Source organism: Pseudomonas sp. CFBP 8771 (assembly GCF_014841695.1).
Taxonomy (GTDB): domain Bacteria; phylum Pseudomonadota; class Gammaproteobacteria; order Pseudomonadales; family Pseudomonadaceae; genus Aquipseudomonas; species Aquipseudomonas baltica.
Genome location: NZ_JACYUJ010000006.1, coordinates 242,491 through 255,562 on the forward strand (window position 1 = coordinate 242,491; position 13,072 = coordinate 255,562).

At 62.9% G+C, this 13,072-nt stretch carries 18 protein-coding genes; 7 read left to right on the top strand and 11 right to left on the bottom strand.

Going from position 1 to position 13,072, the window contains the following annotated elements:
- Window positions 1–3 precede the first annotated feature (3 nt).
- Window positions 4–915 carry a LysR family transcriptional regulator gene (locus IFT80_RS15600; RefSeq protein ID WP_192055097.1) on the top strand — a complete coding sequence of 304 codons (912 nt, stop codon included), beginning with the start codon at window positions 4–6 and terminating at the stop codon, window positions 913–915.
- Here IFT80_RS15600 and IFT80_RS15605 read toward each other — a convergent pair.
- On the bottom strand, window positions 863–1,804 hold the full coding sequence (locus IFT80_RS15605; protein ID WP_192055096.1) for a LysR family transcriptional regulator: 942 nt from the start codon (window positions 1,802–1,804) through the stop codon (window positions 863–865). The genes IFT80_RS15600 and IFT80_RS15605 overlap by 53 nt on opposite strands.
- Window positions 1,805–1,890: 86 nt before the next feature.
- Entirely contained in the window at window positions 1,891–2,151 is a 261-nt protein-coding gene (locus IFT80_RS15610) for an accessory factor UbiK family protein (RefSeq protein ID WP_192137841.1), read from the bottom strand.
- A 413-nt stretch (window positions 2,152–2,564) separates the two neighbouring features.
- Between IFT80_RS15610 and glnK the strand changes: the two genes are divergently transcribed.
- The 4 genes from glnK to sutA all read left to right on the top strand — a co-directional run bounded on the left by glnK (window position 2,565) and on the right by sutA (window position 5,328).
- Window positions 2,565–2,903 (top strand): P-II family nitrogen regulator, encoded by a 339-nt coding sequence (gene glnK, locus IFT80_RS15615; RefSeq protein ID WP_002555808.1) that lies wholly within the window; start codon window positions 2,565–2,567, stop codon window positions 2,901–2,903.
- Window positions 2,904–2,943: 40 nt separating this feature from the next.
- Window positions 2,944–4,278 carry an ammonium transporter gene (locus IFT80_RS15620; protein WP_122479934.1) on the top strand — a complete coding sequence of 445 codons (1,335 nt, stop codon included), beginning with the start codon at window positions 2,944–2,946 and terminating at the stop codon, window positions 4,276–4,278.
- A gap of 201 nt (window positions 4,279–4,479) precedes the next feature.
- Window positions 4,480–4,905: a secondary thiamine-phosphate synthase enzyme YjbQ gene (locus IFT80_RS15625; RefSeq protein WP_122479933.1), complete on the top strand. Its 426-nt coding sequence runs from the start codon at window positions 4,480–4,482 to the stop codon at window positions 4,903–4,905.
- A gap of 99 nt (window positions 4,906–5,004) precedes the next feature.
- Window positions 5,005–5,328, top strand: coding sequence for a transcriptional regulator SutA (gene sutA, locus IFT80_RS15630; protein WP_122479932.1), 324 nt, complete (start codon window positions 5,005–5,007; stop codon window positions 5,326–5,328).
- A gap of 115 nt (window positions 5,329–5,443) precedes the next feature.
- On the opposite strand, the gene IFT80_RS15635 is transcribed toward sutA, so the two are convergent.
- From IFT80_RS15635 to lptM, 6 genes are read right to left on the bottom strand one after another with little or no spacing between them, the layout of a single operon-like run.
- Window positions 5,444–6,139 carry an HAD family hydrolase gene (locus IFT80_RS15635; protein ID WP_192059376.1) on the bottom strand — a complete coding sequence of 232 codons (696 nt, stop codon included), beginning with the start codon at window positions 6,137–6,139 and terminating at the stop codon, window positions 5,444–5,446.
- Window positions 6,136–7,032, bottom strand: coding sequence for a tyrosine recombinase XerC (gene xerC, locus IFT80_RS15640; RefSeq protein WP_185794682.1), 897 nt, complete (start codon window positions 7,030–7,032; stop codon window positions 6,136–6,138). Before xerC ends, IFT80_RS15635 begins: the two co-directional genes overlap by 4 nt.
- A gap of 1 nt (window position 7,033) precedes the next feature.
- Window positions 7,034–7,741: a DUF484 family protein gene (locus tag IFT80_RS15645; protein WP_185794683.1), complete on the bottom strand. Its 708-nt coding sequence runs from the start codon at window positions 7,739–7,741 to the stop codon at window positions 7,034–7,036.
- 13 nt (window positions 7,742–7,754) lie between these two features.
- Window positions 7,755–8,585 carry a diaminopimelate epimerase gene (dapF, locus tag IFT80_RS15650; protein ID WP_192137842.1) on the bottom strand — a complete coding sequence of 277 codons (831 nt, stop codon included), beginning with the start codon at window positions 8,583–8,585 and terminating at the stop codon, window positions 7,755–7,757.
- Between the two features lie 4 nt (window positions 8,586–8,589).
- Window positions 8,590–9,837 carry a diaminopimelate decarboxylase gene (lysA, locus tag IFT80_RS15655; protein WP_192103119.1) on the bottom strand — a complete coding sequence of 416 codons (1,248 nt, stop codon included), beginning with the start codon at window positions 9,835–9,837 and terminating at the stop codon, window positions 8,590–8,592.
- Between the two features lie 9 nt (window positions 9,838–9,846).
- Entirely contained in the window at window positions 9,847–9,996 is a 150-nt protein-coding gene (gene lptM, locus IFT80_RS15660) for an LPS translocon maturation chaperone LptM (protein WP_043192229.1), read from the bottom strand.
- A 184-nt stretch (window positions 9,997–10,180) separates the two neighbouring features.
- On the opposite strand from lptM, the gene cyaY reads away from it, so the two are divergent.
- Together cyaY and IFT80_RS15670 are read left to right on the top strand one after the other, a co-directional pair.
- A complete protein-coding gene (cyaY, locus tag IFT80_RS15665; RefSeq protein WP_122479926.1) occupies window positions 10,181–10,507 on the top strand; it encodes an iron donor protein CyaY in 327 nt (108 codons plus the stop codon).
- Window positions 10,507–10,743 (top strand): DUF1289 domain-containing protein, encoded by a 237-nt coding sequence (locus tag IFT80_RS15670; protein WP_122479925.1) that lies wholly within the window; start codon window positions 10,507–10,509, stop codon window positions 10,741–10,743. Before cyaY ends, IFT80_RS15670 begins: the two co-directional genes overlap by 1 nt.
- Before the next feature lie 27 nt (window positions 10,744–10,770).
- Here IFT80_RS15670 and IFT80_RS15675 read toward each other — a convergent pair whose 3' ends face one another.
- The 3 genes from IFT80_RS15675 to argH all read right to left on the bottom strand — a co-directional run bounded on the left by IFT80_RS15675 (window position 10,771) and on the right by argH (window position 12,947).
- The gene (locus IFT80_RS15675; RefSeq protein ID WP_122479924.1) at window positions 10,771–11,019 is read right to left on the bottom strand and encodes a TIGR02647 family protein; all 249 of its coding nucleotides are present in this window, start codon (window positions 11,017–11,019) and stop codon (window positions 10,771–10,773) included.
- 125 nt (window positions 11,020–11,144) lie between these two features.
- A complete protein-coding gene (locus tag IFT80_RS15680; RefSeq protein WP_192059379.1) occupies window positions 11,145–11,423 on the bottom strand; it encodes a hypothetical protein in 279 nt (92 codons plus the stop codon).
- A gap of 129 nt (window positions 11,424–11,552) precedes the next feature.
- The gene (argH, locus tag IFT80_RS15685; protein ID WP_122479922.1) at window positions 11,553–12,947 is read right to left on the bottom strand and encodes an argininosuccinate lyase; all 1,395 of its coding nucleotides are present in this window, start codon (window positions 12,945–12,947) and stop codon (window positions 11,553–11,555) included.
- Window positions 12,948–13,072 lie beyond the last annotated feature (125 nt).

Genomic DNA, 13,072 nt, shown 5'->3' on the forward strand with positions numbered 1-13,072 from the left:
AACGTGATAACCGATAAAATTGTGAATTTAGATCACAACCAGCTCCGAGCGTTCGTGACGGTCGTGGACACCAAGAGTTTTTCCAGGGCCGCTTTGCGATTGCACAGGGTGCAGTCAGCGGTCAGTCAACAGATACAAAAGCTGGAGGCTCAACTACAAGTACGGTTATTCAAAAGAGATACGCATGGCCTTGAACTGACGGCTAGCGGGGAGCGGTTGTTGTCCTATGCTCTACGCCTGCTTGAGGTCAACGATCGGGCAGTGTCAGAGCTTACAGGCCAGCGCTCCGTTCGGGTGATTCGTATCGGCACCTCAGACGTCTATGCATCAAGTTATCTATCTGAGTTGTTGCGCGCATTTCTTGCAACAGATACATCAGAGGTGAATTTTGAGGTTGTTACAGGATACGGCGTTGACATATGGAAGCTTTACGAGCTTGGACAGCTTGATCTCGTCTTGACCCAGGCCTGTCCTCATCATATAAACGCCGAACTTGTTTATACCGAAACACTCGCTTGGGTATGCTCAACAGCGAGTAACGTTGCGTCTATTGAGCCGCTACCCTTGGCATTGTTCACTTCCGGATGCGGCGACCGTGCTGTGGCGCTGAGTGCGCTGGATCGGGTGCGTAAGGCATATAGCGTCGGCCTACAGAGCACAACGTATGCTGGCATTTTAGCCGCAATCGGTTCTGGTCGCTATGTATCGGCTGTTCTCCCCAGCTCGATGACGGGTGACTATCGCGCGCTAGGCCCGGATGATGGATTTCCACGGCTTGGCCGAGTGGGCTTGTCGCTCGCTTGCCGCAGCGACGCCAACTCAAACGTACTGCAACATTTCAGTGAAATAGTACGTAGCTACTTCAAACACCTCGAGCAGCAGAAAAGTCCGTTACCCCACCCCGATCCCCCATGAACGCCTCCAGCCGCGACCGCAACCACCGCTCCGCCGGATCCGTATCGGTGATGCTCAACCACACCATCGACAAATCCAGCGTCGGCGCATCGAACGGCAGCGGTTCGTCGAACAGGTTGCCGTGAGCGGCCATCGCGGTGGCGGCGTAGTCGGGCAGGCCGGCGAGCATGTCGGTGCCGGCGAGCAGGGCGGGCAGCGAGCTGAATTGGGGCACCGACAGCACCACTTGGCGGGTGCGGCCAATTTCCTGCAGCCACTCGTCCGCAATGCCGCTGGTGTGCGCAGTCGGCGACACCAGTACGTGGGGGCGGGCGCAGTATTCGTCCAGGGTCAGTGGGGTAGCCGACTTGTCGGCGCGCAGCACGCGCGGGCGCATGCGGCGCAGTAGTTTACGCTTGGCGTTGGCCGGCAGGCCGCGGGTCTGGCTGATGCCCACGGTGATGTCGCCGGAGGCGAGCAGGTCGGGAATACGCCAGTAATCCACGTGCTGCACCACGATCACCACTTTCGGCGCCTCGGTACGCAGTGCGCGCAGCACTTGCGGCAGCAGGCCGAACTCGACGTCGTCGGACAGGCCGATGCGGAAGGTCATGGTGCTTACGGCCGGGTCGAAATCATGGGTCAGGCTCAGCGCCATCGACATCGCGTCCAGCGCCGGGGACAGGTGCCGGATGATTTCCTCGGCGCGCGCGGTGGGTTCCATGCGATGGCCGATGCGGATGAACAGCGGGTCGTTGAACAGGGCGCGCAGTCGGTTCAGCGCTGAACTGACCGTGGGCTGGCCGAGGAACAGCTTTTCCGCGACGCGGGTGACGTTGCGCTCGAGCATGAGGGCTTCGAACACCACCATCAGGTTGATATCGGCCTTGCGCAGCTCGTTGCGGTTCATCGAAGCACGTCCCTGCTGTTCAATGGCAATGCCGAGCGTGGCACAAAGCGGTGCAGCCGATCGGCAACCGAGCTGCGTCTCAGATATTACTCGGCCTTGGGCGCTGCCTTGGCTTCCATCTCGGCGACTTTGGCTTCCAGGCTCTCCAAGCGCGCACGGGTACGCGCCAGCACGACCATCTGGCTGTCGAATTCCTCGCGGCTGACCAGGTCGAGCTTGCTGAAGCCGGACTGCAGCAATGCCTTGAACTGACTTTCGAGCTCCGCGCGCGGCTGTGCGGTGTCACCGCTGAACAAGCGCGAGGCGTGGTCGCTCAGGGTGTCGAGGAACGCTTTGGGCGGGAGCATGGGAAATTTCCTGAGACAAAGTGATGCGCAGTGTATCACGCAGCCATGGCCTGAAAAGCCGGACGCCCGCGCACGGTTTTCGCGCACAGTGGTGCCCGGCACTGCACCCTTGTTGTGCGCCGGCTCGCTCTGCTTCATCAAGGCGCTGCACAAAAGCCGCGCAGGGTGGCCAAATCTCGCGGTTTGCACGACATGGCAAGCTTTCTGCTTAGAGCCAAGAGACCCATGCACTGATGGACTCGTCGTGACGAGAACGGTGCGCAGCTTCAAGGGACGTGTTTCGTCAGCAGTCGTTTATCGGTTGTCGGTCCGGGCTGCGGGGTCGACGACGCGTTACAAAGCCAGGCACTGCGCTTAGACTTGATCCGGGTTTGTTTTCCTGGGGCAAGTCCACCAATTCGGGAGAGAGTTTCATGAAGCTAGTCACTGCCATCATCAAGCCATTCAAGCTGGACGACGTGCGCGAGTCGTTGTCGGAAATCGGCGTGCAAGGCATCACCGTTACCGAAGTCAAGGGTTTCGGTCGGCAGAAAGGCCATACCGAGCTGTATCGCGGCGCGGAGTACGTGGTCGACTTCCTGCCCAAGGTCAAGATCGACGTCGCCATCGATGACAAGGATCTGGATCGCGTCATCGAAGCCATCACCAAGGCCGCCAACACCGGCAAGATCGGCGACGGCAAGATTTTCGTGGTCAATCTGGAACAGGCGATTCGCATTCGTACCGGCGAAACCGATACCGACGCAATCTAAAAAAAAGCCGACACAACCCAACGCCCCAGGAGTAAACAATATGACTCTGCGTCAATTCGCAGGGCTAGGAGCCCTGTTGTCCCTCGCAATGCCAGGCCTTGCCCTGGCGGACGAGGCGGCAGCCCCCGTTCTCAACTCCGGCGATACCGCCTGGATGCTGACCGCGACCGCCCTCGTGCTGTTCATGACCATTCCTGGCCTGGCGTTGTTCTACGGCGGCATGGTGCGCTCCAAGAACGTGCTCTCGGTGATGATGCAGTGTTTCGCCATTACTGGCCTGATCAGCATCCTGTGGATGGTCTACGGCTATAGCCTGGCTTTCGACACCACTGGCATGGAGCAGGGCGTCGTCAACTTCAATTCGTTCGTCGGCGGGCTGTCCAAGGCTTTCCTCAGTGGCGTGACGCCGAGCAGCGTCACCGGCCCGGCGGCACTGTTCCCTGAGGCAGTGTTCATCACCTTCCAGATGACTTTCGCCATCATCACCCCGGCGCTGATCGTCGGCGCCTTCGCCGAGCGCATGAAGTTCTCCGCGATGCTGATCTTCATGGCCATCTGGTTCACCCTGGTCTATGCACCCATCGCGCACATGGTCTGGTCCGGCAACGGCGGCCTGATGTGGGACTGGGGCGTGCTGGACTTCGCGGGCGGCACCGTGGTGCATATCAACGCCGGTGTTGCCGGTCTGGTTGCGTGCATCGTGCTGGGCAAGCGCAAGGGCTACCCGACCACCCCGATGGCGCCGCACAACCTGGGCTACACCCTGATCGGCGCGGCCATGCTGTGGATCGGCTGGTTCGGCTTCAACGCCGGTTCGGCTGCAGCGGCGAACGGCACTGCCGGTATGGCAATGCTGGTCACCCAGATCGCCACCGCCGCTGCGGCGCTGGGCTGGATGTTCGCCGAGTGGCTGACCCACGGTAAGCCAAGCGCACTGGGCATCGCTTCGGGCGTGGTTGCTGGCCTGGTGGCCATCACCCCGGCGGCCGGTACTGTCGGTCCGATGGGTGCACTGGCAATCGGCCTGGTGGCCGGTGTTATCTGCTTCCTCTGCGCTACTACGCTCAAGCGCAAGATGGGCTACGACGACTCACTGGACGCCTTTGGCGTACACGGCATCGGCGGCATCGTCGGCGCGATTCTGACCGGCGTGTTCGCAGCGCCCGCGCTGGGTGGTTTCGGCACCGTCGAAGACATCGGCGCGCAGGTCTGGATCCAGCTCAAGGGCGTCGGCTTCACCGTGGTCTACACCGGTATCGTGACCTACGTCATCCTCAAGGTGCTGGATGCGGTGATGGGTCTGCGAGTCAACGAAGAAGAAGAGGCCGTGGGCCTTGACCTCGCGCAGCACAACGAGCGCGGCTACAACTTGTAACCGTTCGGAAAAAAATGCCCGGCTTGCCGGGCATTTTTTTGCCTGCGATTTGTCATCTGCTTCAGGTCCGGTGGGTTTGCCGCCGGGGCTGTCGGCTGCTGTAGCGATCGCGCGCGGCGGCTCAGTGCAAAACAGTCGCGAACAGGCTCTTTGCTTTTTCCCAGAGCGCGCTAGAATGCGCCCCGAACGGACGAGAACGGTATGTGGCAGCAAACCCTCATCACCTTGCGAGCCAGGCCTCGCGGGTTTCACCTGGTGACTGACGAGTTGCTCGCACAACTGCCGCGCCTGCGCGAATGCCGCGTGGGCCTGCTGCATTTGTGGCTGCAACACACTTCGGCGTCGTTGACCGTCAACGAAAACGCCGATCCGGCCGTTCGCCGGGACTTCGAGCGTTTCTTCAACCGCCTCGTGCCACAGGGTGCAGACGGTTTCGAACACAACGACGAAGGCCCCGACGACCTGCCAGCGCACTTCAAGGCCAGCTTGCTGGGCTGCCAGGTGACCGTTCCGGTGACCTCGGGAAGGCTGGCGACAGGTACCTGGCAAGGTATTTATTTGGGCGAGCATCGCGATCATGGCGGCGCGCGTCGGGTCCTTGCCACGCTGTATGGCGAGGACGCTTGACCGCTGGTTACCAGTGGATGTGAATTTTTTCCGGCAACCGTCGACATAAGGTAAAGCTGGGCTATAAATAATCTGCTTTCGCAAGTCATGAGGTAGAACATGAGCGACGATGATCTGGAAAACGACGACCTCGAAGTAGGCGAAGAAGACGAGGCCGAAGAGACCCTCGAGGCGGCTGCCGAAGACGTTGCGGAGGACGACGGTGGCGACACACCCGTGCCCGCTGCCAAGGGCAAGGCCAAGGCGGCGGTGTCGGTGGATGAACTACCGAGTATCGAAGCCAAGAACAAAGAGCGCGATGCGCTGGCTCGGGCGATGGAAGAGTTTCTGTCGCGTGGCGGCAAGGTGCAGGAAGTCGAGCCCAACGTGGTGGCCGATCCACCCAAGAAGCCCGACAACAAGTACGGCAGCCGCCCTATCTGAAGGCTCGTCGCTCGAAGCAACATTGAAAAAGCCCGCGGTCGCTGCGGGCTTTTTTGTGGGTGCGGGGCAGACACTGACGGCCTCTTCGCGGGCAGAGGGCTCGCCGCTCGCCCAGCTAGCCCAGTTGCAGCAGCAGTGCAGGCAACTGTGCCAGGCTGGCGATCTCGGCGTCGGGTTTGCCTTCGGCGGCCCATGGCTTGCCTTGCGGGTTGTACCAGATGGCCTTCATGCCCGCCTTCTGCGCGCCGGCGATGTCATCGCTGGGGTGATCGCCAATGTGCACCGATTCGTGGGCGCCCGCATCGCCCAGGCGCATGGCTTCCAGAAAGGGCCGCGAATCCGGCTTGCCCACGCCCAGGTCTTCGGCACACAGCGCAAAGGTGAAGAAATCGGCGATGCCCAGTCGACGCACATCGGCGTTGCCGTTGGTAACCACGCCCAGGGTATAACGCTGGCAAAGGATCTCCAGGGCTGGCTGGGCCTCGGGAAAGATGTCCACCTGATGCCGAGCGTGCAGGAATACCTCGAAGGCCTTGTCGGCCAGCGAGGCCGCTTCATCCTCGGCATAGCCAGCGTCTTGCATGGCGTGCCGCAGCACACGACGGCGCAGCGCGCTGATGCGGTGCTTGAGCGAAGGGTCGGCGTCGACCAGGCGCTGGCGGATCTGGAACAGGTGCTCGACCGGCACTGGGCCCAGTCTCGGCGCCTGGTCGGCCAGCCAGTCGCGCAGGATGGCTTCGGCGCTGACGATGACCGGGGCGGTGTCCCACAGGGTGTCGTCGAGGTCGAAAGTGATCAGCTTGATGCTCATGAGTCGCCGCCTTTGCGTTTTGCCCGTGGGTGGGCACTGTCGTAGACACTGGCCAGGTGCTGGAAGTCCAGGTGGGTATAGATCTGCGTGGTAGCGATGTCGGCGTGGCCAAGCATCTCCTGCACGGCGCGCAGGTCGTGGGACGACTCGAGCAGGTGGCTGGCAAACGAATGACGCAGCATGTGCGGATGCAGGTTCTGCCCCAGCTCACGCTCGCCGGCGGCCTTGACCCGTACCTGGATGGCACGCGGCCCGAGCCTGCGGCCCTGCTGGCTGACGAACACGGCATCGTCGACGGGGTTGCTCATCGAGCGCAGCGCCAGCCACTGCTCCAGCGCCGCGCGCGCCTTGCGACCCACGGGCAGCACACGGGTCTTGCTGCCCTTGCCATGCACCTGCACCAGGCCGTCGGCGAGGTCGAGCTGCCCGAGGTCGAGGCTGGTCAGCTCCGACAAGCGCAGACCCGAAGAATAGAACAGCTCGAGAATGGCCTGGTCGCGATGGGCCAGGAAGTCGTCTTCCACCGCACCTTCGAGCAGCTGCAGGGCGCGATCGGTGTCCAGCGTCTTGGGCAGGCGACGCTCGCCCTTGGGCGGCGCCAGGCCATTGGCCGGGTCGTGGCTGCAGAGGCCTTCGCGATTGAGGTAGCGATACAGGCCACGCACGGCCGAAAGCAGGCGCGCCAGACTGCGCGACGACTGCCCTTGCTGATGCTGGCGAGCGATCAGACGCCGCAGCAGCTGGATGTCCAGTGCCTGCCAGGTCGCCAGGCCTTCCTTCTCGCAGAATTCGACGACCTTGGTCAGGTCGCGCCGGTAGGCATCCAGGGTATGCACCGACACCTGGCGCTCACTGCGCAGGTGCGTGCAGTAGGCATCCAGTTGTTCGCGCACCTCAACGTACCGAGCGCAGCGCGCCGGTGTAGCGTGGCAATACCCGGCTGAGCACTTCGCCGATATGGCTGAGGAACAGCGTGCCCACCGAACTCTTGTAGTGCGCAGGGTCGCGGCTGCCGATGGCCAGTACGCCGTGCAGGCCTTGATGCAGCAATGGCACCAGCGCGGTCGAGCCGACCTGCGGGGCCTGGTCGCTGCCGAACAGGAACGCCAGTTCGTGTTCGCGCAAGGCACCACTGAGCGACTTGCCCTCCGACAACAGCCCACCGATGGCCTGCTGCGCTTCACCACTGGTCACGCTGCGGCCTACCGGGGCGGGAATGTCGTTGAACAGGATCAGGCTGACGAAGGGCACCTGGAAGTCTTCGCGCAGGCTGTCTTCGACGCTGATCACCAGCTCGTCCAGGGACGCGGCATCGAGCATGGCCAGAATCAGGCGGCGAGTCTTCTCGAACAGGCGATCGTTGTCGCGCGCGACCTCCATCAGGTGCGAAAGGCGCTGGCGCATCTCGCCGTTGCGGTCACGCAGCAGAGTCATCTGCCGTTCCACCAGCGACACCGTGTCGCCGCGCTGGTGGGGCAGGCGCAGCTGAGTCAGCAATTCCTCATGCTGCTCGAAGAACGCCGGGTTGGCGGCAAGAAAGTCGGCCACGGCCGAAGCCTCCAGGACCTCCGCAGGCGCGGGTACTTGAGGCTGATCGGTCATTGGCTGTACTCGCTCATAAACGCACTTGTCCTTCGAAGACCCGCGTTGCGGGACCGGTCATGATCACCGAATGGCCTGGCCCGGCCCATTCGATGGACAGGCGGCCGCCCGGCAGGTCGAGCAGCAGTGGCGAATCCATCCAGCCCTGGCTGATGGCCGCAACCGCAGCGGCGCAGGCGCCGGTGCCACAAGCCTGGGTCTCGCCGGCGCCACGCTCCCAGACACGCAACTGCGCGCGGGTGCGATCGACTACGTGCAGAAAGCCCACGTTCACCCGTGCCGGAAAGCGCGGATGGTGTTCGATCTTCGGCCCCAGTGCGTGCACCGGCGCATTGTTGATGTCGTCGACACGCAGCACTGCGTGGGGGTTGCCCATGGACAGGGCGGCGATCTCGACGCTCTGGCCATCGACGGACAGCTCGTAGCTGCGCGCCTGGGAGTCGGCCTGGAACGGGATGTCGGCCGGCACCAGGCGCGGCGGGCCCATGTCGACGCTGATCTGACCATCGCTGCGGACGTCCAGAGTAATGATGCCGCCCTTGGTTTCCACGCGAATGGTCTTCTTGGCCGTAAGACGCTTGTCCAGCACGAAGCGGGCGAAGCAGCGCGCGCCGTTGCCGCATTGCTCCACCTCCGAACCGTCGGAATTGAAGATGCGATAGCGGAAGTCGACATCGGGATTGTTCGGCGCTTCGACCAGCAGCAATTGATCGAAGCCGATGCCGGTGTGGCGATCGCCCCACTGCTTGGCATGCTTGGGCAGGATATGGGCATGTTGGCTGACCAGGTCCAGCACCATGAAGTCGTTGCCCAGGCCATGCATCTTGGTAAAACGCAGTAGCATGGGATTACTCCGGCAACAGGCTTTCGCCGGCGAAAAGCTCGGCCACGGTTTCGCGGCGGCGTACTTCGAATGCCTGGTCACCATCGACCAGCACCTCGGCACAGCGGCCGCGCGTGTTGTAGTTCGAGCTCATGACGAAACCGTAGGCGCCGGCCGAATGCACGGCCAGCAAGTCGCCTTCGGCCAGCACCAGTTCACGCTCCTTGGCCAGGAAGTCACCGGTTTCGCAGATCGGCCCGACGATGTCGTAGGCACGTGCCTGACCTTCCCGCGGCTTGACCGGGCTGACATTCATCCATGCCTGGTACAGGGCCGGGCGGATCAGGTCGTTCATCGCCGCGTCGACGATGGCGAAATCCTTGTGCTCGGTATGCTTGAGGTATTCCACCTGAGTCAGCAAGACCCCGGCATTGGCCACGATGAACCGCCCCGGCTCGAACACCAGGGTCAGCTCGCGACCGTCCAGGCGCTCGCGCACGGCCTGGATGTAGTCGGCAACCAAGGGCGGCTGCTCTTCGCTGTAGCGCACGCCCAGGCCACCGCCCAGGTCGATGTGGCGCAGGTAGATGCCGCAGTCGCCAAGGCGATCGACCAGGTCGAGCAAGCGATCCAGGGCGTCGAGGAACGGTGCCAGCGTGGTCAGTTGCGAGCCGATGTGGCAATCCACGCCGATCACGTCGAGGTTGGGCAACTGCGCGGCACGTACATAGACGTCTTCGGCTGCAGCGATGTCGATGCCGAACTTGTTCTCTTTCAAGCCCGTGGAAATGTACGGGTGGGTGCCCGCGTCGACGTCCGGATTGACCCGTAGCGACACAGGCGCGCGCACGCCCAGCTCGGCGGCGACTTCCTGCAGGCGTTCCAGCTCGTCGGTGGATTCGACGTTGAAGCAGTGCACGCCTACTTCGAGGGCGCGGCGCATGTCGGCGCGGGTCTTGCCGACGCCGGAAAACACCACGCGCTCGGCGCGCCCGCCCGCGGCCAGCACGCGCTCCAGTTCGCCGCCCGAGACGATGTCGAAACCGGCGCCCAAACGCGCCAGGACATTGAGCACGGCCAGGTTGGAGTTGGCCTTCACGGCAAAGCAGACCAGCGACGGGGTGCCCTGCAGGGCATCGGCGTAGGCGTTGTACTGCGCCTCGATGTGGGCGCGCGAGTAGACGTACGTCGGCGTGCCGAAGCGCTGGGCCACGGCCGACAGGGCTACGCCTTCGGCAAACAGTTCACCGTCGCGGCGTTGAAAAGCGTCCATGGTGTTCCCTTAGTAGTGCTTGTGCGGTTGCGACGACTTGGCTTGGTCCTCGGGAGATTTGCTGTCATCGGGCAGGTACAGCGGGCCCTTTTGACCACAGGCGGACACCAGGCAGGCAACGGCGACGAGCGCGGCCAGGGAAGAGATCAGGCGCTTCATGGCGAAATCCTTTGTATAAGCAGTAATTGCGCCCGAGTATACCCAGCGCCCGGCATGGTGGCTATGCAGGTGGGCCGCCAGCGGTGCCACCGATCCAGACGGGTGCATTATGCTTTGCATAAACCGCTGGCTGCTCGTATCTTGCCGCCCGTAGCGCGAACAGACACTTTCCGAGGTTCCTGCAATGAGTTTGACCGAAGCCCGTTTCCACGACCTGGTCGATGCCACCCAGCAGGCGCTGGAGGAGTTGCTCGAAGACCACGCCGACGACATCGAAATTTCCGCCGGCATGATGACCATCAAGTTCGACAACGGCAGCCAGCTGATCATCAGCCGCCAGGAGCCGCTGCGCCAGCTGTGGCTTGCCGCGCGCTCCGGTGGCTATCACTTCGATTACGACGAAGAGTCGGGCAAGTGGCGCTGCGAGAAATCCGAGGAATTGCTGGGCGAGGTACTGGCCCGGGCGACCGAGGAACAGGCCGGCGTCGAGCTGGATTTCGAAGAGATCTGATGGTGAGCCAGCCCGCACGCGCCCCCAAGCCGCTCTACAGCAACGTCAGCCCGTCGGTACAGTCACCTTGCGTGAGCCTGTGCCGGCTGGACGAAGAACGCGTTTGCCAAGGGTGTTTCCGCCATGTCGAGGATATCCGCGCCTGGCGCTCGGCCGATGACGATACGCGGCGCCAGATCATCGCTGTGGCCGAGCAGCGCCGCTCGCAGGCGCTGTCGGCGCCTGCTGGCGACTGACAGCCCCTGCTTTCATCAAGCCCATGCTCAGGCAGGCTCGGCCACCGTCAGGATGGTGAGCAATGACTGCGCGTGCCCGGCAGCCTCATGGCCCAGGCTGGTCAGGTAGCCGCCATCGGGCTTGGTGATCAATTCCTTTTCATGCAGGCGAGTCGCGGCGGCAATGGCCGCAGGTGATGCAGTGTGGTGGATTTTCAGACCTTCCATGGTGTTGCCGAGGTTGAACAGGGCAAGGATTTCCAGCTCGGCAACCAGTTCCGGGGTGTAGGACGACATAGGCGCTCCCGACTTTCTTATGGAATGAACGACAGCACCGAGGGGCGCTGAACGCTGTACCCCGACACCGTGGCAGCGGGGTTTTTCCAGTGTAGTCAGCCGCAGGCGAACGCGCCTGTTCAGCGTCAGACTTTTTCCGCTGGCAGCTCGGGCAAGGCGCGCAGAGCGGCTTCGTACCAGGCCGTGTCGAACGCGCGATCCTGCTCCAGAATGGCATCGATCTCGATCGCCAGTACATGAGCCATCATGTTGAGGATGTCCTCGCGCTCATAGCCCACCAGCGTCAGTTTGTTGAACGTGGCCTTGGCCGCGGGCGGGTTGTCGCTTTCGATCTGATTCTCGATGGCTTGGGTGAGGGTGGCTTCGGCAAATGCTTCGTCGTCGTCTGGCAGGTTGTCGCTCATGGGGATGTTCTCGATCAGGGTCAATGTCGGGTTCTGGGGGGAGCCCTTCGCGGGCAGAGACCCGCTCCCACAGGATATCTAACATCTACTGTGGGAGCGGGGCGCGAAGAGGCCGGACCTGCCAAACGCCTAGCGAGCCGCCAGCAAATCGCGGCCGCGAGCGACTGCCGCACGTACCTGAGCCGGCGCCGTGCCGCCGATGTGGTCGCGGGCATTGACCGAGCCTTCCAGGGTCAATACCTCGAACACGTCCGCATCGATCTGGTCGCTGAACCGGCGCAGCTCTTCCAGGCTCATTTCCGCCAGGTCCTTGCCGGTGTCCACGCCATGCTTGACCGCATGCCCGACGATCTCGTGGCAATCGCGGAACGGCAGGCCACGGCGCACCAGGTAATCGGCGAGGTCGGTGGCGGTGGAGAAACCACGCAGCGCGGCTTCGCGCATCATGGCGTGCCTGGGCTTGATGGCCGGGATCATGTCGGCAAAGGCCCGCAGCGAGTCGCGCAGCGTGTCGGCGGCGTCGAACAGCGGTTCCTTATCTTCCTGGTTGTCCTTGTTGTAGGCCAGCGGCTGGCCCTTCATCAGGGTCAGCAGGCCCATCAGCGCACCGAATACCCGGCCGCTCTTGCCGCGCACCAGTTCCGGTACGTCGGGGTTCTTCTTCTGCGGCATGATCGAGCTGCCGGTGCAGAAGCGGTCGGGCAGGTCGATGAACTGGAATTGCGCGCTGGTCCACAGCACCAGCTCTTCGGAGAAGCGCGACAGGTGCATCATCGCGATGCTGGCCGCAGCGCAGAATTCGATGGCGAAGTCACGGTCCGAAACGCCATCCAGCGAGTTGCCGCCGACGGCTTCGAAGCCCAGCAGCGTGCAGGTCAGCTCGCGGTCGATGGGGTAGGTGGTGCCGGCCAGCGCGGCGCTGCCCAGCGGCATGCGGTTGGTGCGCTTGCGGCAATCGACCAGGCGTTCATGGTCGCGGCTGAGCATTTCGAACCACGCCAGCAGGTGATGCCCGAAGGTTACCGGCTGCGCGGTCTGCAGGTGGGTGAAGCCCGGCATGATGGTGTCGGCCTCGCGCTCGGCCTGTTCCAGCAAGCCCTGCTGCAGGCGGGTGATTTCGCTGAGGATGAGGTCGATCTCGTCACGCAGCCACAGGCGAATGTCGGTGGCCACCTGATCGTTGCGGCTGCGTCCGGTGTGCAGCTTCTTGCCGGTGACACCGATGCGATCGGTCAGGCGCGCTTCGATGTTCATGTGCACGTCTTCCAGATCCGTGCGCCAGTCGAACTGGCCCGCCTGGATTTCCTGCTCGATGGTGCGCAGGCCATCGACGATGGTGTCGCGCTCCGCATCGGTCAGCACACCGACCTTGGCCAGCATGGTGGCGTGGGCGATCGAGCCCATGATGTCATGGCGGTACAGGCGCTGGTCGAAATCGACCGAGGCGGTGAAGCGGGCGACGAAGGCGTCGACGGGTTCACTGAAGCGGCCGCCCCAGGACTGGTTGGTCTTGTCAGTGCTCATGAATTGGCTCGTGCAAGGCGTGAACGGGAAATTGCCGCAATAATAACAAATGCGGCCCGGGTCTGTTGGCGGCATAGTGCAGGTGTCTATTGTCTGCATTCACCCCGTCGCGAGCCCTCTGCCCG

Coding starts and splice junctions, on each gene's coding strand:
- IFT80_RS15605 (WP_192055096.1), bottom strand. CDS start 1,804: ATGAACCGCAACGAGCTGCGCAAGGCCGATATCAACCTGATGGTGGTG.
- IFT80_RS15610 (WP_192137841.1), bottom strand. CDS start 2,151: ATGCTCCCGCCCAAAGCGTTCCTCGACACCCTGAGCGACCACGCCTCG.
- glnK (WP_002555808.1), top strand. CDS start 2,565: ATGAAGCTAGTCACTGCCATCATCAAGCCATTCAAGCTGGACGACGTG.
- IFT80_RS15620 (WP_122479934.1), top strand. CDS start 2,944: ATGACTCTGCGTCAATTCGCAGGGCTAGGAGCCCTGTTGTCCCTCGCA.
- IFT80_RS15625 (WP_122479933.1), top strand. CDS start 4,480: ATGTGGCAGCAAACCCTCATCACCTTGCGAGCCAGGCCTCGCGGGTTT.
- sutA (WP_122479932.1), top strand. CDS start 5,005: ATGAGCGACGATGATCTGGAAAACGACGACCTCGAAGTAGGCGAAGAA.
- IFT80_RS15635 (WP_192059376.1), bottom strand. CDS start 6,139: ATGAGCATCAAGCTGATCACTTTCGACCTCGACGACACCCTGTGGGAC.
- IFT80_RS15645 (WP_185794683.1), bottom strand. CDS start 7,741: ATGACCGATCAGCCTCAAGTACCCGCGCCTGCGGAGGTCCTGGAGGCT.
- dapF (WP_192137842.1), bottom strand. CDS start 8,585: ATGCTACTGCGTTTTACCAAGATGCATGGCCTGGGCAACGACTTCATG.
- lysA (WP_192103119.1), bottom strand. CDS start 9,837: ATGGACGCTTTTCAACGCCGCGACGGTGAACTGTTTGCCGAAGGCGTA.
- lptM (WP_043192229.1), bottom strand. CDS start 9,996: ATGAAGCGCCTGATCTCTTCCCTGGCCGCGCTCGTCGCCGTTGCCTGC.
- cyaY (WP_122479926.1), top strand. CDS start 10,181: ATGAGTTTGACCGAAGCCCGTTTCCACGACCTGGTCGATGCCACCCAG.
- IFT80_RS15670 (WP_122479925.1), top strand. CDS start 10,507: ATGGTGAGCCAGCCCGCACGCGCCCCCAAGCCGCTCTACAGCAACGTC.
- IFT80_RS15675 (WP_122479924.1), bottom strand. CDS start 11,019: ATGTCGTCCTACACCCCGGAACTGGTTGCCGAGCTGGAAATCCTTGCC.
- IFT80_RS15680 (WP_192059379.1), bottom strand. CDS start 11,423: ATGAGCGACAACCTGCCAGACGACGACGAAGCATTTGCCGAAGCCACC.
- argH (WP_122479922.1), bottom strand. CDS start 12,947: ATGAGCACTGACAAGACCAACCAGTCCTGGGGCGGCCGCTTCAGTGAA.